Source organism: Anabaena catenula FACHB-362 (assembly GCF_014698735.1).
Taxonomy (GTDB): Bacteria; Cyanobacteriota; Cyanobacteriia; order Cyanobacteriales; family Nostocaceae; genus Anabaena; species Anabaena variabilis_A.
Genome location: NZ_JACJTQ010000007.1, coordinates 68,107 through 91,310, shown reverse-complemented (window position 1 = coordinate 91,310; position 23,204 = coordinate 68,107). Strand labels below are relative to the sequence as shown.

Sequence of the window (23,204 nt, the reverse complement as noted above, 5' to 3'; positions counted from 1 at the left end):
CAGCGTTTTTAAGGAACTTTAAAACCAAATTAAGCAGTCAGCCCATTTTGCTTTATAATTGTAAGATTTATCTGGGCTACTTTACTATCCGCCAGATCTGCCGTACTATAAAAGAAGTAAAACTCATACTGACTTCGTGTTTTATCGCTGCTGCCAGCAGCCCAAGAGAAGAAGAATTCTTGAAAACAGACCAGTGTGCTTCTAAGAGATTCCAAAATTGAGGAAGGGGAGGGGAACCCATTCCAGGGTACCACCGTCTGGAAAACGGCTATATAAATTAATTGCTTATGGTAGCTCACCTATATCTATTGATGTTTATACCACCCTTTTCAATCCGCCCTAGTTGAGAAAAGATACATTTTGTTTAGGGAGTAGAGGACAACGCACCAATGCCTACTGTTAACACCCAAACTGAAAACCTGAACACCAAATTCACAGCTGATATGGTGCGAACCTATCTGCGGGAAATTGGTCGTGTACCTCTGCTAACCCGTGAGCAAGAGATTGTTTATGGGAAGCAGGTGCAACAAATGATGACACTGCTAGAAGCTAAGGAAGCTTTGGCAAAGAAACTAGACCATGAACCTAGTTTACCAGAGTGGGCTGCCCATGTTAATCAATCTGAACCCGATGTCAAGCAGACTTTGGTGCTTGGTAAACGAGCCAAGCAAAAAATGATTGAAGCAAATTTACGCTTGGTTGTAGCTATTGCGAAAAAGTATCAAAAAAGGAACATGGAATTTCTGGATTTAATCCAGGAAGGAACCTTGGGATTAGAAAGAGGGGTGGAGAAATTTGATCCCATGCGGGGTTATAAGTTCTCAACCTATGCTTACTGGTGGATTCGTCAAGCGATTACGAGAGCGATCGCACAACAAGGTCGCACCATCCGTCTACCCATCCATATTACCGAGAAACTGAACAAAATCAAAAAAGTGCAGCGGGAATTGGCGCAAAAGTTAGGAAGATCCCCTACACCTACAGAAATCGCCAAAGAACTGGAATTAGAACCTGCTCAGATTCGTGAGTATCTGAACATGGCGCGTCAACCAGTTTCTTTAGATGTGCGAGTTGGTGATAACCAGGATACCGAACTGCAAGAAATGCTGGAAGATGACGGGCCATCGCCAGAATATTACACCACTCAGGAATTCTTGCGCCAAGATCTAAATAACCTATTAGCAGAACTCACACCCCAACAGCGAGAAGTTGTGGCTCTGCGCTTTGGTTTAGAAGATGGAAATGAAATGTCTTTGGCGAAAGTCGGTGAGCGGTTGAACCTCAGCCGTGAGCGTGTTCGTCAATTAGAGCATCAGGCTCTTGCTCATTTACGTCGCCGTCGAGCCAATGTTAAAGAATACGTTGCGAGCTAGAAGCATACACGCACCGCAACTTATCCATAGACATCGCTTTTGGCGGTGCGCCTCCTGAATCCAGGGGGCAATTTTTTTCTCAAAAAGACACGGGGACGCTCCAGATGCATCATTTTCCAGATTTTTGCCTCAAAATCAGAGCCAAAATAATTTTCCGAAAATCTTTGACGGTAATGCGGAATCGATAGACTTGCTGTTGTAGCTATAGCAGGTGACAGGGAACAGGTGACAGGTGACAGTCTGAAGAGTCTTTTGGTGTCTAGGTTTTATAATCAGTTGGTGTCCTAACCGCCCTGTCCGTTGCTATAAATATATGGTTAATCTCAGAAATGTGAAGTAGTCAAGATTAAATCTCAATTATCCCTGAAAAAAACTTTCGTATTATTTCACTCTGAAAAATCCACAAAAAAATGCCAAAGTTAAAATATGTAAAATATTATTTTTCATCCCCCACAGGGGTGAATATCTTAGGTAAAGCCTAAGTTTATCTAGTAATGTTATTACTAAATAATCGACTAAAATTCCAGAAAACTTCCTTTATTGATTATTTTTGATTCCAGACAATATATAAAACCTTTGATGGAACTTTGAAGTCATAGTGTTTAGTTATTATTTACATGAGTAACAGGAAAATCGTTAATTTTGTTACAGGAGAAATTAAGTGCTTAACAACTTTTCTAAGTTTATTACTCCAGTTCGGTTAAAATTTGCAGGTGTTGGCTTACTTGTAACTTTTGGCATTGTAGGTTTGGGCTTTGTCAGTGGCAAGCATAAAACAGTGCTGACATCTAGTGCAATAGCTGCAAATTTACAATTATCTACGAATCAAGTTCAGAGTACTGAGAAAACCTCTCTTTTGTCTAAACTCAGAGAAATCAGAGAACAAAAAAGTCAACTACAGACAGATGAGTTTGACAGTAATAACTTAGAAAAAATAGAGCAAGTTTCTTCAGAAGCAGAGAATAAAAATGTCAACATAGTTCCCACAACTAGAAACAACTTGGGACTATCAGTACCAGCAAATTTACCCCAAAAAGATGGAATTTACCTCTATGGTCAGTCATCAGCACCAAACCAGCTGGGACAAGGCTATATTGTATTTCAAAAACAGCAAGGTCAGGTGATAGGTGCATTGTATATGCCGAATTCTGAGTTTAGTTGTTTTCAAGGTACGATCGCTAACTCAGGAGAATTGGCAATGACTGTAAGGAGTTCTCCAGGGGAAGTTGGTGCAATTCAGGTGTCCACAACCAGTAGGATACCTCAACTTACGAATGATGATTCAATCACTTATGCTTACTCAGTTGCACTACAAGATTATCGTCCGCTCAAAACTATCAGCGCTAATGACAGAAAGATTTTACAGCTGTGTAATCAAGAGTGATGCTCATAAATAGCAATCATCAACTGGGGTTTTTCCCTGACTGACTATTACTATCAGCCTGAAAATTAAACGGTATGATTGCAGATTCTTTACTTTTTTGCTCTGGGATTAATCCAAACTCTAAAATCCAAAATCCAAAATCTAAAATCCAAAATTGATTAACGTGATTAATATTCAATTCCGGCTTGAGCTTTAACGCCTTGATCGCGGAAAGGATGTTTAACAAGAGTCATTTCAGTGACTAAATCTGCCTTTTCCATTAAGGCGGGTGGTGCGCCTCTACCTGTAAGAATTACGTGTTTATCAGGTGGTTTTTGCTCTAAACCGGCTAAAACTTGCTCAATTTGTAAATAACCGAGTTTGAGAGCAATATTAATTTCATCCAATAGTACCAATTTAAAGTCTGGGTTACGGATGAATTCTAGGGATTTATTCCAAGCGGTGCTGGCTTTGTCGAGATCCCGATCACGGTCTTGAGTTTCCCAGGTGAAGCCTTCACCCATAGCGTGGAATTCTAATTGGTCTGACCAGTGACTGAAAGCCCTCTTTTCTGAAGGTTCCCAGGCTCCTTTGATGAATTGAACTATTGCTACTTTGTACCCATGACCAAGCGATCGCATCACCATTCCCAAAGCCGCAGTGGTTTTACCTTTACCATTACCAGTATTGACAATAATTAATCCTTTTTCTGGTATGGCTTTAGCTATTCGTTGATCTTGTACTTCCTTGCGTCGCTGCATCTTTTTGCGGTACTGTTCATCACTCAGGGATGATGACATTACCTCATCAATCAACCGCGAAATCTCTGGATCAGAATTTAATTCTTGGGGTGTGTCGCTTTTCATAAACTCTATTGATAAATAATTGTTAAGACTAAGAGAATGAAGTATAATTTTTCTGCTTCGACAAATTCATTAGTCATGATAGACCAGAAATCACACAAATTCTGTTAGCTGCGATCTTAATAATTCAACATTGTCAGAATTTATTTTTTCGGTAATTTTTCAATATAAGCGCTTATGCTTCGAGTTGCTGACATTCTTCTTGATATGCCACAAATTCAGCATCGAGGAATTCCTTGTTAGCATAATAATAAGCCAACGCAGTGTAAATACCTGCAATTGTCAAATAAGGCTTATCTTCAATAATTTCTTCTGGAGTCATACCAGATTTAATCTCATTAACAATATACTGAACAGTAATGCGAGTGTTAGCAATTCGCGGACGACCACCACAAGTACCTTGTGTGCTAACAATCAAAGTGGAAATATCTGTGAGGGTTGGCATCGGTTTGTGAATAAATTCTCTGGGATGACTGTATTATAAACTGAAAAGTGCGATAGCGTTCGCAGTAGCGTCTCGCAGAGATAGCACTCCGTAAGAATCGCTTTGAAAATTCAAAAATCAACAGTGAAATTGATTCAAAAGTGTTTATCTATAAGCTATCAAGTCAATACCAAATTGACCAGTTTCATGCTCAATGAAGTGATATGAATCTGGAGGAAATCTGATAGTTAATTCCACTAACGTTCCAGATTCATCCCTAGTGATAGAATGTGATTTTAATACTATTGAAGTTTGAGCTAAATCCTCCTTGTAAAAAACATAACCAAAAACCCTTATCCATCCTCGCTTCTCTTGCATTTTACGGGCTAGAGAATGACAGTTATCATGGTAATTAAACTTGCCCAATTGACTGATATTACCCTGGAAAAATCTTTCATCAGCTTCATTTTCAAGTTCACTGATTATTTCTTTTAAATCCGACTTCTTAAGTTCTTCTGACGTAACCTCTCTCTGCATATATTTTTCTAAATTGAGAATATCCAATATTTCAGATAGGTCTTTTTCAGTTATTACTCCAAAAGACCCTTCATTGGATGTGTTATGTTCAATATTTATGTACATTTATCAACCACCCAACTTGCTTAACCGCTAATTAATCATAAATGAAGAGGGAAAGAGATCAACTCAATTGTTCAATATTGGGATACCACAAAATTACTTTTTTACTTTAAGTATGATTTTTAGAGAGGAAGATAGTAAATTTGTCCTGCCAATTCCTCTTCTAAACAGCACTCTATTAGAAGTAAAATATCTTCTATCACCTGCCCAATTCTTGCATCTGTAACAACTTCAATCACTCCTGGCATGGGCTGACCTTGTGTGATTCGTTCATAGGCATAATGTGTAATTGTAGCGACATCATGAGTAAGTAAAACTCGGTTTTCTTGGGCTGCCCATGCTAGGATAGTTGGGTCATCTTCACCCAAAAGACCAACATCTTGGACTCTGTCAATATCAATATTTGAGTTACGTCGCAACAATCCCCTGACAATAGTATTATCAAAATTTTCGTCAGCCAGCAGTTTTAACATACTTCCCGTTCTGCTTTCCGTGCCAGCAATCTATCACGCAACCCTTGGGAATCAAATCTTGCCTCATTCATCCTGCGAGTTTCCTGTGCTTGTTGGTGTCTTTGCTGTAGATACACTTCCACTTCTTGTTGATGATTGAGGTAGAAGGCAATGGTAGCATAGATATCAGCAAGTTTAAGGGATGGATAACGGTAAGCAATTTCTTCTGCTGTTGTTCCTTGTTTGAAAACAGCAATTACCGTATCTAGTGTTACACGAGTTTTGCCTATCCTAATCACGCCATCAGTGGTAAATTCCAATGGTGGGGGTTCGGATGTAATTCCTTCAGAGAGATTCACTAACGCTTGTGCCATAATTAATAACAAGTTAGTTATGTTTAATAATAGCAAATATTGGTTTAGATATACCTTTGGATTTGCTCCAATGGAAGTACAAAACTAGATAACTCCCAAAGTATTCTCTTGAGAATTGCCGATAATTGATATAGCTAAATAACATTTTATCAACTTCCGTACATTTGAATGCGATAACATTATATTCAGTGTATTTACTATTCAGGATTTCTCAAGAATGTCAAAACAGCAAGGTAAGAAAATTGCACCTATCCCCATGTCTAACAATGTTAGCGTGGTTGACTTGATTGATACCTATTTTACCGCTTACAATTCAGCCCGGTTGCGGGAAGCCTGTCAACTGCTGACTAAAGAAGTGTTTCAAGAGGGTGTAACTGTAGGGGTTAGCCTTTCCGGGGCGATGACACCCGCAGGTTTTGGAGTTTCCGCCCTTGCGCCCCTGATTCGCAATGGTTTTATTGACTGGATGATATGTACTGGTGCAAATCTTTACCATGATATGCACTATGGTTTAGGTTTTGAACTGTTTGCTGGTAGTCCATTTTTAGATGATGTCAAATTGCGGGAAGAAGGAACTATCCGAATTTATGACATTATTTTTGGTTACGACGTACTGCTAGAAACCGATGCTTTTATTCGCAAAGTTCTCCAAGCAGAACCTTTCCAAAAACGTATGGGAACGGCTGAGTTTCACCATTTGCTAGGTAAGTGCGTGTGGGAAATAGAAAAGCAATTGGGTGTCAAAAATTCTTGCTTATTAGCAACGGCCTATGAATGTGGCGTACCTATTTACACTTCTTCTCCTGGTGATAGTTCCATAGGAATGAATGTGGCAGCTTTGGCGTTAGAAGGTTCAAAGTTGGTAATAGATCCCTCTATTGATGTAAATGAAACAGCAGCTATCGTCTATGGGGCGCGAGAAAACGGCGGTACAAGTGCAGCGGTAATTATTGGTGGTGGCAGTCCTAAGAACTTTTTATTACAAACACAACCGCAACTTCACGAGGTTTTAGGATTAGAAGAACGAGGACATGATTTCTTTGTCCAGTTTACAGATGCACGTCCTGATACTGGTGGATTATCGGGTGCGACTCCCGCAGAAGCTGTGAGTTGGGGTAAGATTGACCCAGATGAGTTACCTAGCGCGATCGTTTGTTATACCGATAGTACAATAGCTCTGCCTTTGGTAACGGCTTATGTTCTCAATCAGTGTCAACCTCGAACTTTAAAGCGGTTGTATGACCAGCGAGAAGCATTGTTAGATACTTTGCAAAAAGATTATTTAGCTGTGAAGGATAAACCGGTTGTTAAGGAAGAGAGTGTAGAGGAAGTAGCTACTTATCCTTGCGGTACACCGGTTAAACGTTAGGGTTTTATTATCATATTAGTAGGGTGGGCAAATGCAGATTCATTACTGATTAAGATATCAAACTATGATAATTTGCCTACCCTGACATACTTCTAATACGATGTACCATGTATTGGTTTTTACAAGAAAATCAATCAAAAAATTATCAAAAAGCATTAAAATATGTCAGGAAGAAAACAGGTATGAATTCTTGTTTTCCTGAAGACTGTCCCTATGCGATCGAACAATTATTAGATCAAGATTGGTTGCCTTGAAATCAATGTCAAAACCGTTCTATGAAATGGTTGTTCTAGGTAAATATGAATAAATTGATCAATAGTGGGTGAGATAACCCCACCCCAGGAAGTATTTGTGCCTACTGTCGCGCCATAATAGTCCGCATTTCAGCTTCCCGATCTTGAATCAAATCGCCACTAACATCAACAATCACACTATAAATCTTACCCGTAAACTTAAAAGGCGGTTCATAATCAGGTGTTACAGGCGCACCAGGGGCAATTCCACAGGTGACACCACTGGTCAAACCTAGCGCTAAGGGAGTAGTTACAGGCACATCAATCTGCCCAACCAATTTCTCATCAATATACAGTTGGGCGCGTCCTGGCGTTCCTTTCCCCTTCGCTAAATCTGGTTGACCTGTCACTTTAAACTCAAAGCGCAACTGGTGACGACCTGCCGGCACAGATGACCCAGATTCTACATGATAGAGCGATCGCCCCACATAATTATGAACCCAGTGCAGTTTGCCATTTTGGACATAGAAAGAATAGCCACTATCATTACCCCCATGAGCCAGTAATACCCCTTCTGCGCCACCTGTGGGAATCTCCACATCAGCCGTAATACTGTGGGGACGATTTAACACCCTCACCGCACTACCGGCTGGAATCGCCTGAGTATGAGGATAGTAAACATAGCGGCTACGATTGACAGTAATCTGAGGACGTTCTTCCGCCAGTCGTTGCACACCACGTCCATCCACAGGCAACACATTATACTTACCAGCCTCAACATACCAAGTAGCAATCATCTCAATCAACTTAGGACGATTATCAGGCGCAATATTGTGATTTTCCGCAAAATCTGAGGCGACGTGATACAGTTCCCAATGATGAGTATCCAAATCCGTCAGAGTTTCCGCCGAAATCGCCTCACCAAAAAACTGCCCCGCTTCTGTAAATGAGGGACCCGGCCAAGGACAAACCGCCCGCCAACCATCATAGTAAAGAGAACGATGTCCCATCATCTCGAAATATTGAGTCAGGTGCTTAGTAGGTGCGGTACTATGATTAAAAGTATGGGCAAAACTGACACCTTCAATGGGAGATTGAGTAACACCCTTAATCGTTGTTGGTGGTTCAATTTCCAGTAATTCCAGCACAGTCGGTACTAGGTCAATAGCATGAGCGTACTGAGTCCGAATTTCCCCTTTTGCCTCAATACCCTGACTCCAATGCACGATTAAAGGGTCGCTGATTCCTCCCCGATAGGTTTCTCGTTTCCACCGCCTAAAAGGCGTATTCCCTGCCCAAGTCCAGCCCCAAGCATAATGGTTAAAGGTTTCGGCACTGCCTAGTTTATCCAATGCTTTGAGATTTTCCTCTAGGGATTCGGGGACATTGTTAAAAAATAGGTTCTCATTCACTGAACCAGTTGGTCCCCCTTCCGAACTTGCGCCATTGTCCGAAATCACCATAATTACAGTATTCTCGAACTCACCGATAGATTTGAGGAAATCGAGTAAACGACCGATATGGTAGTCAGTATGGGTTAAAAAACCCGCATATACTTCCATCATCCGGGCATAAAGCTGTTTTTCTGCGGCGGAGAGGGAATCCCAGTGCGGGACATCGGGATCATGGCGGGAAAGTTCGGCATCTGCGGGGACAATCCCCATTTCCTGCTGACGGGCAAAAACCTTTTCCCTGTAAGCTTCCCAACCATCATCAAACTGTCCAGCATAGGCATCAGCCCATTCTTTGGGGACATGATGGGGGGCGTGCATTGCCCCCGGACAAAAATACATGAAAAAAGGCTTATTTGGGGCAACCTGCTTGGCATCAGCGATGAAGCTAATGGCTTTGTTTGCTAAATCTTCGGTTAAATGGTAGCCTTCTGCGGGGGTCTTTTCTGGCTTGACGGTGTGGTTATCATAAACCAAATCTGGATAATACTGGTGTGTTTCTCCGCCCAGAAAGCCATAAAAACGCTCAAAACCGCGACCGAGAGGCCAGCGATCATAGGGTCCTGCGGCTGAAACTTGGTCTGAGGGCGTTAAATGCCATTTTCCCAAGGCATAAGTGTTATAACCCTTTTGGAGTAATATCTCTGAGAGAAACCCATTCTCAAAGGGAATATTCCCATTACCTCCGGGATAACCCGTAGACCCTTCTGTAATGCAGGACATGGCGTTAGAATGATGATTGCGCCCAGTCAGCAGACAAGAACGGGTGGGTGAACACAAAGCCGTTGTGTGTAAGTTGTTGTAGCGTAAACCATTGGCAGCTAATGCGTCTAGGTTTGGCGTTTTGATGGGACTTCCATAACTGCCAAATTGTCCAAAACCTGTATCATCGAAGACGATAAATAGGACGTTTGGTGTATTTTCTTTGGCTCGCAACGGTTCTGGCCAAGCTGGACTGGATTTATCAACTGTCCGGCCGATGACTCCAGGGAAGGTGGTTCCGGGTTTGTATTCACGCAGAGACATAAATCTAAACTCTTGAGAATATTTAATTTTTAACAAAAACCCCGAAATTCTATATCCTCTTTAGGAGGGGTTTAAAATCAGCAACGTTGCAAAAGGTCTGGTGATTTGAGACGATATCCTAGACCGTGCATGGTTTCATCTTTGATTGTTTCACCCTATTTCATTAATCCAATGTTGAATAACATTGAGTAAGTTTGGTTGATTGGGAAAACCTTTTAATGGTGCGTCTAATGGTTGTTCTGTGATAAAGGCAATGTGTAAGACATCTGTTAGTTTATTGCAGAATTTGATCATTTCTTGATTTGGTTCGCAGTTGTTGATAATTAAAGCTAGGTTTTCGGTTTGTAGATGTTTTTGGTTCTACCGTTCCCCTTATGATTAAATATCCCTTTAATATGTCCAAAACCATTACTGTATATGGGTTTTGTCTAAATTAAGAATGATCGCTTATTTTTGAAGATATTAAAATCTCAAATCCAGTCAGAGCAAGGGTTTAGATGATATATTTGTGAATATCATAAAGGGAGTGGTAGAGCCATTTACAATGGGCGAACCGGGAGTTATAATATGACATATAGAGTGCCAAATCCGCGTAATATAAATAGGGGATATCTCAAATGAATGTGGATATTAAATATGAAGGTGATATATATCTGCAAGTATCCAATGATTTAATTGAGCTTGCAGACTTAATTACAGAAGAATGCGGTGTCTCTGTTGCACAAAAGAAGACCAAACCTGAGTCGGGAGCAAAAGATAGTGGTTTAACAATAGGCTTGGCAATTGCCGGTCTTGCACTTACAGGAGTTCAAACAGCCATTAGTGCTGTTCAATATTGGAAGTCTGAGCATCCGAAATATCTCTTATCAATTTATTCAGGAGGCGAAACATACATACTGGATAATACTAACAAAGAAGAAGTAGATAGAATCTTTAAAATAATTTCTTTATTACCAACTGATATTATTGAAAATATCGAAATAAAAATATCTAGAAAATAATATCAATGCCGAATCATAATCAAATCAAAAGGATTGCTTTTGTAACAGCAGCCCTGACAGGTGAAGAATTACAAGCATCACAAAGAGATGCCGCTGTAGTTTTTGGAATTTTGACCGACCCAGAACTTGGGAGTTGTGATCCTAAACTATCTACATTGATTCATCAATGTGGTAGCCAGACAGAATTTGAGGAAGCATTTTCCTTAATATTAAAATCTTGGGATTCAACAACACAATTAATATTGTATTTTTCAGGTCACGGAAAAGTAATTAATAATAACTATTGTTTACGTTTTGGGGAAAACGTTTACCCATTCAAGAATCTCATTACTCAGTTAGAAGTTAATGGAGTAGGTCGTGCAATTTTGATTTTAGACACTTGTTATAGCGGTGCAGCTATTGGTACTAAAAGTAATGAAAATATATTCATTATTGAGGATGATATACCACAAGGAATAGCCATTATAACTTCTTCTAAAAAAAGTCAGCAAAGTTATGAACTAGAAAATGGTTCCCATAGTGTTTTTACCAGTTTACTTTGCCAAGGGATTAAAACAGGTTTAGATGGAAAAGAAACAAATAGTGGATTAATTAGTGTTAATGATATTGTTACGTATATTCACAATAAACTGAAATCTCCTGAGTATTCTAAGTATGCTCAAATTCCAGTTTTTGAAATTAGCAAAGCTGATAAAGATGTTTGGATAACTAAAAATCCTAATAGAAAAACTATTGGGAAAGAACCTAAATTAATTTCTCCACCAATACGTCCAGCATCACCTAAGCTTATCGTCTCACCTACTGATCAAGAACTCAAACTGCCAGAGGGATGGATTGAGGTAACGCAAGAATTTATTAAACAAAAAGCTCAAAATATTTTTCCAGATTTAATTGTCCGCTATTTTGATGTACGTGATCCAGGTTGGGAAGAGGCACTTTCTGAAGAAATACCACATCGAAATATCGTTGGTGATTTGATCGATACATTGAAAAGACCTCCAGAACGTGGATTGCGGCTGACAGTATTAATTGGTCCAGGTTGTGAGGGTAAATCAACTGCATTGCGTCAAGCTATTTGTAATTTAGTTAGGTCTGACTCCAGTTTTCGGATTATCTGGTGGGAAGATCCGATTATTGCTGATTTGAAAACTTTTTTAATGTTGTTACCTCCAGTTGGTAATAATGAGAGATGGTTAATAGTTTCTGACAATCCTTCTAGACAACTTATTAAAGCAGTACATGAGCTTTTTTCAGAGCCATTACCTCGTCGAGATATTCAGTTTTTATTTTGCTGTCGGGATACTGTTTGGCAGAATTATGGTGAAGAGTTGACATGGGATCAACGTCGCAGCAAGATTTCTATGCCTAAGTTGAAAGAAGATGAAGCTAGGAAGATTGTACAAGCTTGGAAAAAAGCAGGAAAGTTAGAAAATAAAAGTGAAGAAAATGCCGTACAAGAACTACTAGAAAAACAAAAATCAGAAAAGGCAGCATTTCTAGCAGCTATGTTGCAAATTTGTGAAGGCACAACGGCAAAGGATCGAGTTGAAAGGATACTAATTGATATTAAAGGTAAACCAAGAGCGAAATATGTTCTAGATGCCTATGTTTGTATTGTGGCTATGCACAAAGAAGGACTTGATTTTTTAAAATTTTCTGTCATAGCAGAGGCGATTCAGTACAACCCAACTCAGATACGAGTAGATATTTTAGAAGAACTGGGCGATGAAATTATCCTGCATGATGGAAAAAAACCTATTGTTACACGCCAGCAAGTTATAGCAGAAGCAGCGTATGAAATTTTATCACGTCCACCTTATTCCAAAAATTTTGAGGATGATATATATCCCAGATTAGCTAAATCTGCCCAGAAATTGGTGGGTAGTGGTGTTATCGGCAGAAAAGGACAAGAAATAGTGAACTGGCAATATGACTTCCCCAATCACTTTGCCAATAGTAAACCCACTCCTAGAATTGATTTAGCAATTCAGATTGCAGAAGTTTTGTATTTAAACTCTGATTATCAAGTAGAAAGAGATCGTAGGCTTTTTACTCATTTGGCTGGAATTTATCTTGATAATTATAAATTCCCACAAAGTATCAGGCTCTTTCGAGAATCTTCTTTCACTACAAGGGATAGAAAGTTTTATCATACGTGGGCTATTGCAGAAAGAGAAAACGGCAACTATCTATATTCTGTGTGGTTATGTGCGATCGCATTAGCTGATAATACAATTCCCATCCTTGATGGTGAAAGTGTAATGATTTATCTTTCTAATACAGGATTTGCTTTTTTTAAGCTATGTAACAAATCTGCTGATGCTTATGTAAAAGCGTTGGGTGCTTCAGCAAAACTTGCACTGGAAATTGCTCCAAGAGTTAAATATAAAAAAGATTCTGGAGATAGAAATAAGAAAAAAACAATAATTGACCTCAATGAGAATATCCAAAGAGCTAAAAGGCTTGGTGTTCATGACCTTGAGCAAATCACATTTGAACAACTATTCCAGAGGTTTAAATCTGGATTGGAGGCAGTGTCTCAAAGTTTAGCTAAGGAGAGCCATGAGAATAATATAATGGGTCTGCCTCATTGGGTAGAAAAATTAGATGAATTACAATTTCTAAGCTTAAAACAAGAGCTAAAACAGAATGAAAATGGTATTGATCTGTGATACGTGTAATTTCCTATAAAATGGTCTTCAGAATCTCATCGCCGCCGCCAAAGCATTAATATCAGCATCAATGCCCTGATTGAATTGAGCATAGCTGTGTCTAATAACCGTATCTGGATCTTTCAAACCATTACCTCTAAGATACAAGGTTGGGTTCAAGCATCTGGAGTTTAGACTAAAAACAGATCAAGTGTATATGAGGCAATATAGGATGGTAATCCCCCAAGAACAGAATTAATGAAATTGTATATAGAACAACTCAATCCCACAGACTAGAGATGCAAAGCGATATAGAACCTATTTTCCTAACTTACAGCTAATTGCACCTTAAATCTTTAAAAATTCATTGCCCGAATTACTACGCCAATAAAACTAACTAAGCCAATTACCAGTAAAGCTACTCCGATAATTTCCGCATTGTGAGAGGTTTCGTAGGTATAGCGATCGCTTTGAATTTGTTTAAGTAATAGACGGTGTTCTCTCAACCCTAAAACCATTCCCAACATTCCCGTAACAATGAAAGACAACCCCACAATCACCGAAAATCTGACTGGGTTTAGGTGATGACTAATGCGAGTATTTTCAATCGCCCTAACGATAGTGGGAATACCAAAGCCAAAACCAATTAACGATAGACAGGTGCGTATCCACGCCATTAATGTGCGGTCTGCTGCTGCTCGACTGCGGTATTTAGCTAGTTCTGTCCGATCTGCTGCTAAATCATTGGTAGATAACTGTTCAGGTGTTTCTGAGTTTATGGGTAGCTGACTCATTAGAACCGCACAGGTAAAGCATCAAATCCCTTAAAAGATAACGTATTACGACGGGGAAGGGCGGGTCTTGTCGAATCAAACTCAAGATTTGGGAACCGCTTCAGTAAGGTAGAGAAGCAAATATTTAATTCCATCCGAGCCAGAACTGCACCTAGACAGAAATGGATACCAGGACCAAACCCTAAATGTTCATTAGGCGATAGCGAAGCGCTCCGTAGGAATCGCTCAATGTCAAAATTGTCTGCTAGAGTAAATTTTGCTGGGTCATGATTAGCTGCTCCTAATCCCAACGCAATCACACTACCTGCGGGAATTTTTTGACCACCAATTTCTATATCTTCTTTGGCAATGCGAAATACAAATTGACCCGAAGTGTCATAGCGGATGATTTCTTCAATGGCTGATGACATGAGAGTGGGATTATCCTTGAGTTTCTGTAGCTGTTGGGGATGATTGAGCAAAGCTGATACCCCATTGGGGATTAAATCAGCAGTAGTTAAATGGCCAGCACTGAGAATGAGAATGCACAGGGAAGGTAATTCTGCAAAATCCAGGTTTTGCTCTGTGTAAGCCATTGTCAGCAAGCTAATCATATCTGTTCCTGGTTTTTGACGGCGTTCGGCTACGAGTTGGTTAATTAAAGCTCTGAATTGATCAGCACCAGTATCAGCTTTCCGCGCCAATTCTTCTATGTTGTTACCAGATGGAGCGCCCCGGAAAGTACCAATATCTCTCCCCCACTGAATTAAGTTAGCGCGATAGCTTTCTGGTACGTCAAAAATCTTGGCGATAATTAAACTAGGTAAGGGTACAGATAGGTCAGAGACAATATCCATATAACCCTGATGTTGCACTTGATCTAATAAGGTATCAGTAGTTTTTTGAATAATGCTCCGCCAGCTTTCTAAAGCACGGGTGGTAAAGCCTTGATTCGCTAATTTTCGCATCCGCGAGTGTTCAGGTGGGTCTTTTTCACTCATCCAGTTATCCGTAAGTTGCAAAAAGTTTTGAATCAAACTGATATCTAGATTGCCCAATTGCTGAATAAAAAAATTCCGTCGGTCAGTGCTAAACCGTTCATCTCGCAAGGCAGCTTCTACATCTTGATATCGAGTTAAAATCCAGTAACCCAAGGATGCTTCATAGTAAACCGGATTTTCTTCGCGGATACGTTTGTACAGTGGATAGGGATTCGCAATGACTTCTGGGGCAAATAAGTCATACGTTGGGGACTGCTGCGATCCATTCGATTCTAAACACTCTGGGGGAATTGAATGGGTAGTAATAGGTGCATTCATATTATTTTTCCTAATTTAATTTAGAGTTTGCAATCCCCTCAGAGTAAAAGTTTGATAAATAATCTACATCTGTCTAGCAAAAGATATCCATGCTAAAAAATTTCCACTTATGGAATGATTTGGGCATAATTTTTTTATTCCCTTTGGCTAGAGTTGATGTCCTAAACAACTTGACGGTTGCTATAATTGTAAACTTCCTAACAATTACTTTTGAAGGTTTCAAAGAAATTTTGCGTAAGTCCTAAGAATAAATAAAAACTGCATTTAGTTAGGTTGTTTCTCTAAATTTGCGCTGATTCCAAATTGAGTAAAAACCACCTATAACTGCTCCTACAATTACATAAGCTATAAGTGTGGGAATTACTTTTTGTTGTACGTTATTTAAAATAGCGATAAACAAGGCTAATCCGACATTACGAGCAATACAGGCGATCGCTAAAATCGGTCGTGTATCATGATTGTTATCTCCTAAACTGTGTCCTATGGCTAGGGAGGCGATTACCATAATCGTAATCAAAACTATTGGTAATCCCCAAACTTTGAAAAATAGGGGAATTCCTAAAATACACGCCAAAACAACCAGCAAGAAAAAGAGACAATCAGCAATAAAATTTAAGGGTTGGGCGATATTTCCGGCAAATTGAGGAACAAACTTTTGCAGCAAAAGACCGATACTAATAGGCAAGAATTGTACCATGATCACTTGTCGGGCGACTTCTAAAATTGTCACTTTTTCTGCAAGATGCTGAAATAGGGTGAAAAAAATCCCCAAGGTGACGGGAGTAACGCAGACTGCAAGTATGGCGAGGGTTAATTGAAGACTGGCTGAGTAACAGAATCTGCCTCCCGCCTTTTGCGCCCGTTTTGTGGTCAGAGGCGCACCTGGAGAAGCCGCCAACAAGGCTAATCCTGTCATTACTTCGGGGGGTAAGTTAAACAGTTTTAGCAGCAGGATAACCACTAAAGGAACTAGCACCACAACGGCTAAAAGCGCACGGAATAGTAAAGCAGGTTTTCGCCATAGAGAAAGCATTTCCTCAAAACAGAGATTACTTCCTATGGCTAACATCAAAGAAAAAATCGTGATCTTAACGAAAATCAGCAATAAAGGATGGTGCATGGCTTGAAATTAGACATGAGAGTGTAAATCAAGTTGCAATCAAACAGGTAAATTTAACCGCTTTACGAACAAATGATATCTCTGAATGCAAATTCGTATTACTATCACTGGTAATAGATAGTTAGAGTATTCCAACTAAAAAAACACCCATCCAGTTGTTGATCTGGGTGGGTATTAAACAAATAAAATATGCAATTCAATTATCAAATATTACCGTAAACAGGAATAGCTGCACCTCGGATATCTTTAGCAGCTTCTGAAACTAAAAAGCAGATGACTTGGGCGATAGATTCCGGTTTTACCCACTTCTCAGCATTTTCTGCACCCATAGCTTCCCGGTTGCTGGGGGTATCAATAACGCTGGGGAGAACAGTATTTGCCGTGATATTAGTTCCTTTGGTTTCATCAGCTATAGCTTTCGTTAAAGCTATCACACCAGCTTTAGCAGCAGAGTAAGCGGCTAATTTTCCCGCAGGTTCAGCACCAGCACGAGAACTGACCGTAACAATGCGCCCATAGCCGTTTTCTAGCATACTTTTCAGGCTATATTTACAAGTTAAAAAAGTTGTATTTAGGTTTAACTCAAATTCCTTTTTCCAACTGTAATAACTATATTCGTGGGTTTTCCCCACCGAAAATCCACCCACGAGATGAATTAACACATCAACCCTTCCTATGCGGCTGATCACATATTCTACCGAAGCTTCATCCTCCAAATTAGCAGGGATAAAGTGAATTCTGGTAAAATCTTCAGGTGGAATAATTTCTTTCAGACGTTCTACATCTTTAGAGTGACGATAAGGAATTGTCACCTCTGCACCTTGAGCGAGAACTGCTGGCGTTACGCCTAAACCCAGTCCACCAGTACCGCCTGTAAGTAAAACTTTTTTGCCTTTCATTAAGGATGCACTCCTGAAAGCACTCATGATTTACGATAGCGTCATAGGAGGAATCTGACATCTCACCTAAGGACTGACACATCACAGGTAGTTTCTGGAGGCACTATAGCGGTTCTCGGTTGAGTGAGATACTTTTAACCCCACCCCCAACCCCCGCAAGCGATGAGGGGACTATGATGTATCTCATTCGAGTGCATACCGCTATATTACGAATTACAAATTACAAATTACGAATTATTCCGTCATCATCTATGGGAATCCGATTTGATTCTTGAATAAATCTAAGTATTTGTAGGGTGGGCAACGCCCACAAAAACCATGACAAGGTGGGCAATGCCCACCCTACGTATATGTTCAAAAATCAAATAGTAGTCCTATATCTAATCAAGTTTCACATAAGTCGTCCAATCTTTTTCTAACATCCTGCACAGAAATTACACCCATCTTACTCACAATGCAAATTAGCCAAAGTCTCCATACAGCCATACTTGTCACCGACTTAGAACGCTCAGAAAACTTTTATGGTAAAGTATTAGGATTAGCAAAAATAGACCGCACCCTTAAATATCCTGGTGCATGGTATCAAATCGGCAATTATCAAATTCATCTGATAGTTTCGTCATCTGTCCCCACCGATAATCAAAACGACAAATGGGGACGTAACCCTCATATTGCTTTCTGTGTTGCTGACTTAGAAGCTGCTAAAACAGAATTACTCAATCAAAATTATTCCATTCAAGCTAGTGCTTCCGGCCGCGCTGCTATTTTTACTAAAGATCCAGACGGGAATGTGATTGAATTGACTTCATTGTGAAAATTATTGCTTACGTTTACACAGATCCCTTATTAGAAACTGCTCCCGACGAAGCTACTTGGGGTTGGGAGGTAGATCGAGTTTATCAAGATTTAGGAAAGAGAAGCCAATTACAACAACTAATCATTGACTGTGAAACAGAACCTGCAAATTATCTCTTGATTCGCCGCTTAGAAGAATTGGGGGATAAAATAGCAGAAGTGAGCGATCGCTTAAACCAACTCGAAGCAATGGGGATAATGGTAATTGCTACAGAACAAGCATACACCTCAGAAGCTGCCAAACCCCGCATCGAATTGCTGAATTTGCTACAAGAAATCCAACGAGAACAACGCAGTCGCCGTATCCGTCAAGGACACGCCCGCAATCGTCTTGAAGTCTCTCCACCACCCGGTAAAGCGCCCTACGGCTATCGCAGAGGTAAAGGAAAATATACTATTGATCGTAGTACTTCACCTGTAGTCAAAGATTTTTTTGACAACTTTTTACTCTATGGTTCTCTACGTGGTTCAGTTCGTTACTTAGCGAAAAAATATAATAAAAAAATCTCTGTCACCACAGGAAGGCGTTGGTTGACTAATCCAGTTTATCGTGGTGACACCGCTTATCAAAATAGTGAAATTATTTCTGATACTCATGCAAGTATTATTTCTAGGGAAGAAGCCGCTCAAGTTGACCGACTTTTACGCCGGAATAGCCGTTTACCATCTCGTACCGCTAGTGCGCCCCTTTCTCTAGCTGGGTTAGTTGTTTGTAACCAGTGTCAGTCTCAGATGATAGTTACTCGTGTTACTCAACGATATCAAGATAAGGAGTATTTGTATTTACGCAATACAACTTGTCCCCAAAGTCCTAAATGTCGAGCTATTCCTTACCAAGAAATTTTGGAAAAGACGATTGAAACCGTTTGTCGTGACTTACCTCACGCAGTTGCGGGGATGAACTTTCCCCAATTAGATGTCATTAAAAATAGTTTAGGGGATGCGATTGTAAGTCAGCAAGAAATTCTCGAACAGTTACCCACCTTCATAGAAACTGGCATTTTGGATACAGAAACAGCTAAAATCAGAGCTTACAAACTCCGCACAGAAATTTCTCAACTCCAAGCCAAGTTAGCAACTCTCCCACCAGTAAACTTACGTTCCGTTGCTGAAGCTGTTTCTATTCCTCAATTTTGGTTAGATTTATCAGAAGTAGAACGACGATTTTATTTACGAGAATTCATTCGTCAAATAAACATAATTCGCCAAAGTAATGAATGGGATTTACAGATAATTTTCATTTTTTGATCTTTTCTTTCTTTACTTCTCTTTCTTTACTTCGCGTCCTTCGCGCCTATCCCTACGGGACGCTACGCGAACGCGGTTCGTTTTCTATCTAATTTGGCGCATCTATGGCCACGCCACGCAAGCTATCATACAAAATTGGGGCGTTGCTGATTAAGAGTATGATTTTATTTCACGCAGAGGCGCAGAGTCACAGAGAGTAAGAGTTTGAAATCGTTGATTTTTCAATTTCATACTTCAATTCAGCAACGCCAAAATTGGTATTAGAAATAGGGGATGGGGAGATGAGCAAAATTAAGAATTACTTGTTCCCTGTTCCCTGTTCCCTGTTCACGAATTACGAATTACGAATTATTTTAATCTTCATCTTGATTTCTAGCTGATTTTGGTGATTTACCTGCATTACGCACATTCATCACTTTACCAAGTAAATCAAACCAAAAAGGCGCTCCCATTGCAATAGCAAAACCACTTATTATCCAACCAAGAAACATAGTTAATAAGCTAAAAATAGGTACACCCTTAATCTTGATTGGATTCCAATTCATTTGCTCTAGTCTATTATTATCTGTCCAACCAATTGGTAAATTAACATCTTCTAAAATCTTCTTAGTATCTATATTACTGAGGTTGGGAGAATTAGACTGTTGATCTATTGTTTGCACAGCTTTATAAACAATAGCTTCTCGTAGTACTCTATCTTTTGATAAGCGATTAATAATATGAAATGTATCTGCATTAGCACCGAAAGCGAGGAGAATACCAATTAAAATTGCTACTCCTTTAGCATTTCGTTTGTAAACACCACCGGCTCGTTGCATCGAACTGTCAAAACTGTCTTCAATTTCTCGACGTAATATAGTAATACCTTCCTCTGTGCTTTTAGCTCTGTATTGCGCTCGCTTGGCTATGGTTTCAATATTCCCTCTGATCACAGATGGTAAACTTTCCATCAATTGGTTAATCGTTTGATATGTTTGACTATCTTCATCTTGTATAGCTGTCTTCATTTCTTTATACACAGTATTACTTGTATTCATTAATTGCACAATTTCGTTAATATTCGGCTTTAATCCCCCTATAATTATTGCCTCCTCAACCCTGTAAAAAATGTGGTTACAGAAAGCTTGCAATCGCCGTAATGTTTCTGCTAATACTTTATTGTCATCATCTATATTTGCTTGAAAATTATCTATATATTTCTCCAAACTGTTCTTCATCCGATTAATGCTAGTATCTATATCAAGTTTGTTATTTTTGAAATCAGCAACAATATTTGTATATTCTGTCTTGAGATTTTTAAAATCATCCTTTAGGTCTTGGGTAATATAATTTGCTAATTCGGTAAGCTCTATTTGTCTTAGGGATCTGGTTAAAATTGTTTCAACTTCCTGCAACCGTTGATTTTTGAATTTTTCTAGCCTTACCGCTGTTAAGCCGTGGATGATTTTTGGTAGTTGTAATTCTTCTATAAGCGTCGCAGCAAAAGTATCCGCAGAAATATAGGAAGGCGCACTATGTTCCTTATCAAAAGTTCTCTCTCCTTTTGGAGATTTAGCTATAAATTTTCGCAGTGGACGAGTTGTATCAGCTATAAACCAAGTTAATTTTCTTGGTAAAATAGAGAAAAATCCTTTTGCTTCTTGATTGATACTTTTAATAAAAGGATTGTTATAAATTCTATTTACTAATTCAATTACATCGGGAGATTCTGAGTTTTTAAGATCTCCAGCCAAAAGAATTTCAATTGATTTCTTTAAGTGTATAGCACGCCATTGTAATACTGTAGCGATCAGTTCTTGAATTTCTGAAGCTAACAAACTCAAAATTAAGTAAATAAAAATTAGTCCTAAAGCAATATCTACTACCAAAGGTAAATTCATGGCGAAGCTCCTCACAGGGTAATTAACTAGTTTGGTAATATTTGTATCATTAATTAGAAGAGGAAGCTTGTTAAATTAAGTTTAAAATAACTCAGAAAAAAAATTATCCAAAAAATTTCACTGTTCAGAGAAAACTGAGTTAATTTGGGATCTAGCCATTGCTCAAAAATAGTTTGTGACTATGTGGCAACATTGGAGATTCACTAGATGTCTCTATGTAATCAAACCAGCGAGTAAAATGATTAGCATAGAATATGCAAGAAGGAAGCTTTATTTGGATTCATCTAGAAAAACAGCATCGCGCAGTTGAGAAATGGATTGATTGGTTATGGCTGATAGTATTGCTGTTTGCAGCAGTAGTACTGTTTAGCATCAATCTTGGGGGATTACCGCTACGAGATTGGGATGAAGGTACCGTAGCACAAGTAGCCAGAGAAATTTGGCGGGCCCCAGCAGGTTCCATGCGCTGGCTTTACCCGACTTTGGGAGGTGAACCATACTATAACAAGCCACCTCTAATGCATTGGCTAATTGCTTGGGCTTACTCCCTGGGTGGTGTGAACGAATGGACTACGCGTTTGCCTAGTGCAATTATTACCGCAAATTCAGTACCTTTACTGTTTTGTATTGCCAGAGAGATATTTCACCAACGTTGGGCTGCTGTTTATAGCGCCTTGATTTATCTAACAATGCTACCGATAGTGCGTCACGGCAGATTAGCAATGTTAGATGGCGCGGTTGTCAGCTTGTTGATGGTGATGATGTTGTGTGTGCTGCGATCGCGTCGAGACTTACGTTATTGTCTTGGTATCGGTATCAGTTTTGGGTTAATTTGTCTGACAAAGGGCATGGTGGGCATATTATTAGGTGCTATTGCCGCAGTTTTTCTCTTTTGGGATACACCAAGATTGCTCACTAGTTACTATCTGTGGATAGGAATCTTCATCGGCAGTCTACCTGTGGTAGCTTGGCATTCTGCCCAGCTATTGCACTATGGTTATTATTTTTCCCAAATTAACTCAGTAGATCAACCTTTCAATCAGATTGGTAAAATTGCTAACGGCCAGTCTGAAGCCCCTTGGTATTACGTCATAGAACTGCTCAAGTGGACGTGGCCTTGGTTGGTATTTTTACCACAAACCGTGCGTTTAACCTGGGAAAATCGCAGCCTTAGTTGGGCAAAACTGATTATAGTCTGGACTGGTGTTTACCTACTGCTCATTTCCCTGATTAGCATCAAACTGCCTTGGTATATCATCCCAATTTATCCTAGCTTGGCCTTGGGTTTTGGTTTTCAGTTAGCAGAGACTGAAAATTTGCGCCTCTTCTCGTCCTATCCTCGTGCTTGGGTGACTAGTTTTGCCATGCTGGCTGTGGCTGCTTTTGCTGGGAGTGTCTATTTTAGTTGGGGGAGTGCAGACAAAACCGACTTACAGATGATTTTTGCCGCAGTAGCTTTGACTATGACTTTAGCCGCGATTTTGGTAGAGAGAGGCGATGGGCAATTTCTGAAAATTTTAATTTGGGGAAGTTATATTTCACTTCTGTTGTTAATGAAATCTAACTACTGGGTGTGGGAATTAGGAGAAGCCTATCCAGTTAAACCAGTCGCCACAATGATAGCGCGTGCGAATCCCACAGTTCGGCAAATCTACACATCATTTGCCTATTCTCGTCCGTCCTTGGATTTTTATAGCGATCGCACCATTACTCCTGCTTCTCATGGTGAACTGCAATATTATTGGCAGTTTAACGCCCAACCCTATTTTCTCTTGAATGCATCCGCTTTAAGTAACCTCAACCTCAAATCTATCAAGGTAGTTGATCAAGCTGAAGGTTGGCAGTTAATTACAAAAGACACCAATCGATTGTAGTTAAAGAGTGATGAGTT

At 39.6% G+C, this 23,204-nt stretch carries 20 protein-coding genes and 2 pseudogenes; 9 read left to right on the top strand and 13 right to left on the bottom strand.

Translation table 11 applies throughout. The features are described from left to right. The first annotated feature begins 389 nt into the window (after positions 1-389). Together H6G68_RS07400 and H6G68_RS07395 are read left to right on the top strand one after the other, a co-directional pair. On the top strand, positions 390-1,373 hold the full coding sequence (locus H6G68_RS07400) for an RNA polymerase sigma factor, RpoD/SigA family (RefSeq protein ID WP_190906050.1): 984 nt from the start codon (positions 390-392) through the stop codon (positions 1,371-1,373). A gap of 661 nt (positions 1,374-2,034) precedes the next feature. Beyond that, positions 2,035-2,757, top strand: coding sequence for a hypothetical protein (locus H6G68_RS07395; protein ID WP_190906049.1), 723 nt, complete (start codon positions 2,035-2,037; stop codon positions 2,755-2,757). 167 nt (positions 2,758-2,924) lie between these two features. Here the strand turns inward: H6G68_RS07395 and cobO are convergent, their stop codons facing one another. The 5 genes from cobO to H6G68_RS07370 form a co-directional block, all read right to left on the bottom strand. Beyond that, positions 2,925-3,602 carry a cob(I)yrinic acid a,c-diamide adenosyltransferase gene (gene cobO / locus H6G68_RS07390; protein WP_190906048.1) on the bottom strand — a complete coding sequence of 226 codons (678 nt, stop codon included), beginning with the start codon at positions 3,600-3,602 and terminating at the stop codon, positions 2,925-2,927. Positions 3,603-3,774: 172 nt separating this feature from the next. Then, the gene (locus H6G68_RS07385; RefSeq protein ID WP_190906047.1) at positions 3,775-4,044 is read right to left on the bottom strand and encodes a DUF433 domain-containing protein; all 270 of its coding nucleotides are present in this window, start codon (positions 4,042-4,044) and stop codon (positions 3,775-3,777) included. Between the two features lie 144 nt (positions 4,045-4,188). Next, positions 4,189-4,665, bottom strand: coding sequence for a hypothetical protein (locus tag H6G68_RS07380; RefSeq protein WP_190906046.1), 477 nt, complete (start codon positions 4,663-4,665; stop codon positions 4,189-4,191). A gap of 119 nt (positions 4,666-4,784) precedes the next feature. Further along, entirely contained in the window at positions 4,785-5,135 is a 351-nt protein-coding gene (locus H6G68_RS07375) for a DUF5615 family PIN-like protein (protein ID WP_190906045.1), read from the bottom strand. Next, positions 5,129-5,488, bottom strand: coding sequence for a DUF433 domain-containing protein (locus H6G68_RS07370; RefSeq protein WP_190906044.1), 360 nt, complete (start codon positions 5,486-5,488; stop codon positions 5,129-5,131). The genes H6G68_RS07375 and H6G68_RS07370 overlap by 7 nt, the downstream gene beginning before the upstream one ends. A 217-nt stretch (positions 5,489-5,705) precedes the next feature. Between H6G68_RS07370 and H6G68_RS07365 the strand changes: the two genes are divergently transcribed. Beyond that, entirely contained in the window at positions 5,706-6,857 is a 1,152-nt protein-coding gene (locus H6G68_RS07365; protein WP_190906043.1) for a homospermidine biosynthesis protein, read from the top strand. Between the two features lie 107 nt (positions 6,858-6,964). Next, positions 6,965-7,111 (top strand): DUF29 family protein, encoded by a 147-nt coding sequence (locus tag H6G68_RS07360; protein WP_190906042.1) that lies wholly within the window; start codon positions 6,965-6,967, stop codon positions 7,109-7,111. A gap of 101 nt (positions 7,112-7,212) precedes the next feature. On the opposite strand, the gene H6G68_RS07355 is transcribed toward H6G68_RS07360, so the two are convergent. Together H6G68_RS07355 and H6G68_RS27865 are read right to left on the bottom strand one after the other, a co-directional pair. Beyond that, positions 7,213-9,567, bottom strand: a complete 2,355-nt coding sequence (locus tag H6G68_RS07355) for an arylsulfatase (RefSeq protein ID WP_190906041.1) — start codon at positions 9,565-9,567, stop codon at positions 7,213-7,215. A 150-nt stretch (positions 9,568-9,717) separates the two neighbouring features. Beyond that, a pseudogene (locus tag H6G68_RS27865) lies at positions 9,718-9,912 on the bottom strand (NACHT C-terminal alpha/beta 1 domain-containing protein); the annotation flags it as partial. A 272-nt stretch (positions 9,913-10,184) separates the two neighbouring features. On the opposite strand from H6G68_RS27865, the gene H6G68_RS07350 reads away from it, so the two are divergent. Together H6G68_RS07350 and H6G68_RS07345 are read left to right on the top strand one after the other, a co-directional pair. After that, a complete protein-coding gene (locus H6G68_RS07350) occupies positions 10,185-10,568 on the top strand; it encodes a hypothetical protein (RefSeq protein WP_190906040.1) in 384 nt (127 codons plus the stop codon). Positions 10,569-10,573: 5 nt separating this feature from the next. After that, complete coding sequence (locus tag H6G68_RS07345; RefSeq protein WP_190906039.1) at positions 10,574-13,240, top strand: caspase family protein; 2,667 nt, start codon at positions 10,574-10,576, stop codon at positions 13,238-13,240. A gap of 27 nt (positions 13,241-13,267) precedes the next feature. Here the strand turns inward: H6G68_RS07345 and H6G68_RS27095 are convergent. From H6G68_RS27095 to fabG, 5 genes and pseudogenes are all read right to left on the bottom strand, one after another. Next, a pseudogene (locus tag H6G68_RS27095) lies at positions 13,268-13,381 on the bottom strand (threonine synthase); the annotation flags it as partial. A gap of 194 nt (positions 13,382-13,575) precedes the next feature. Then, positions 13,576-14,013 (bottom strand): YidH family protein, encoded by a 438-nt coding sequence (locus H6G68_RS07340; protein WP_190906038.1) that lies wholly within the window; start codon positions 14,011-14,013, stop codon positions 13,576-13,578. Beyond that, positions 14,013-15,311 carry a cytochrome P450 gene (locus H6G68_RS07335; RefSeq protein ID WP_190906037.1) on the bottom strand — a complete coding sequence of 433 codons (1,299 nt, stop codon included), beginning with the start codon at positions 15,309-15,311 and terminating at the stop codon, positions 14,013-14,015. The genes H6G68_RS07340 and H6G68_RS07335 overlap by 1 nt, the downstream gene beginning before the upstream one ends. Positions 15,312-15,579: 268 nt before the next feature. After that, on the bottom strand, positions 15,580-16,431 hold the full coding sequence (locus H6G68_RS07330; protein ID WP_190906036.1) for a bile acid:sodium symporter family protein: 852 nt from the start codon (positions 16,429-16,431) through the stop codon (positions 15,580-15,582). 203 nt (positions 16,432-16,634) lie between these two features. Further along, positions 16,635-17,330: a 3-oxoacyl-ACP reductase FabG gene (fabG, locus tag H6G68_RS07325; protein WP_190906035.1), complete on the bottom strand. Its 696-nt coding sequence runs from the start codon at positions 17,328-17,330 to the stop codon at positions 16,635-16,637. A gap of 454 nt (positions 17,331-17,784) precedes the next feature. On the opposite strand from fabG, the gene H6G68_RS07320 reads away from it, so the two are divergent. After that, positions 17,785-18,144: a VOC family protein gene (locus H6G68_RS07320; RefSeq protein ID WP_190906034.1), complete on the top strand. Its 360-nt coding sequence runs from the start codon at positions 17,785-17,787 to the stop codon at positions 18,142-18,144. Then, positions 18,141-19,433, top strand: coding sequence for a recombinase family protein (locus tag H6G68_RS07315; protein WP_190906033.1), 1,293 nt, complete (start codon positions 18,141-18,143; stop codon positions 19,431-19,433). The genes H6G68_RS07320 and H6G68_RS07315 overlap by 4 nt, the downstream gene beginning before the upstream one ends. Before the next feature lie 353 nt (positions 19,434-19,786). Here the strand turns inward: H6G68_RS07315 and H6G68_RS07310 are convergent, their stop codons facing one another. Continuing rightward, positions 19,787-21,313, bottom strand: coding sequence for a hypothetical protein (locus tag H6G68_RS07310; protein ID WP_190906032.1), 1,527 nt, complete (start codon positions 21,311-21,313; stop codon positions 19,787-19,789). Positions 21,314-21,567: 254 nt separating this feature from the next. Here H6G68_RS07310 and H6G68_RS07305 point away from each other — a divergent pair, with 254 nt between their 5' ends. Next, positions 21,568-23,187: an ArnT family glycosyltransferase gene (locus tag H6G68_RS07305; protein WP_190906031.1), complete on the top strand. Its 1,620-nt coding sequence runs from the start codon at positions 21,568-21,570 to the stop codon at positions 23,185-23,187. The last annotated feature ends 17 nt before the right edge of the window (positions 23,188-23,204 follow it).

Coding starts and splice junctions, on each gene's coding strand:
- H6G68_RS07400 (WP_190906050.1), top strand. CDS start 390: ATGCCTACTGTTAACACCCAAACTGAAAACCTGAACACCAAATTCACA.
- cobO (WP_190906048.1), bottom strand. CDS start 3,602: ATGAAAAGCGACACACCCCAAGAATTAAATTCTGATCCAGAGATTTCG.
- H6G68_RS07385 (WP_190906047.1), bottom strand. CDS start 4,044: ATGCCAACCCTCACAGATATTTCCACTTTGATTGTTAGCACACAAGGT.
- H6G68_RS07380 (WP_190906046.1), bottom strand. CDS start 4,665: ATGTACATAAATATTGAACATAACACATCCAATGAAGGGTCTTTTGGA.
- H6G68_RS07375 (WP_190906045.1), bottom strand. CDS start 5,135: ATGTTAAAACTGCTGGCTGACGAAAATTTTGATAATACTATTGTCAGG.
- H6G68_RS07370 (WP_190906044.1), bottom strand. CDS start 5,488: ATGGCACAAGCGTTAGTGAATCTCTCTGAAGGAATTACATCCGAACCC.
- H6G68_RS07365 (WP_190906043.1), top strand. CDS start 5,706: ATGTCAAAACAGCAAGGTAAGAAAATTGCACCTATCCCCATGTCTAAC.
- H6G68_RS07360 (WP_190906042.1), top strand. CDS start 6,965: ATGTATTGGTTTTTACAAGAAAATCAATCAAAAAATTATCAAAAAGCA.
- H6G68_RS07355 (WP_190906041.1), bottom strand. CDS start 9,567: ATGTCTCTGCGTGAATACAAACCCGGAACCACCTTCCCTGGAGTCATC.
- H6G68_RS07350 (WP_190906040.1), top strand. CDS start 10,185: ATGAATGTGGATATTAAATATGAAGGTGATATATATCTGCAAGTATCC.
- H6G68_RS07345 (WP_190906039.1), top strand. CDS start 10,574: ATGCCGAATCATAATCAAATCAAAAGGATTGCTTTTGTAACAGCAGCC.
- H6G68_RS07340 (WP_190906038.1), bottom strand. CDS start 14,013: ATGAGTCAGCTACCCATAAACTCAGAAACACCTGAACAGTTATCTACC.
- H6G68_RS07335 (WP_190906037.1), bottom strand. CDS start 15,311: ATGAATGCACCTATTACTACCCATTCAATTCCCCCAGAGTGTTTAGAA.
- H6G68_RS07330 (WP_190906036.1), bottom strand. CDS start 16,431: ATGCACCATCCTTTATTGCTGATTTTCGTTAAGATCACGATTTTTTCT.
- fabG (WP_190906035.1), bottom strand. CDS start 17,330: ATGAAAGGCAAAAAAGTTTTACTTACAGGCGGTACTGGTGGACTGGGT.
- H6G68_RS07320 (WP_190906034.1), top strand. CDS start 17,785: ATGCAAATTAGCCAAAGTCTCCATACAGCCATACTTGTCACCGACTTA.
- H6G68_RS07310 (WP_190906032.1), bottom strand. CDS start 21,313: ATGAATTTACCTTTGGTAGTAGATATTGCTTTAGGACTAATTTTTATT.
- H6G68_RS07305 (WP_190906031.1), top strand. CDS start 21,568: ATGCAAGAAGGAAGCTTTATTTGGATTCATCTAGAAAAACAGCATCGC.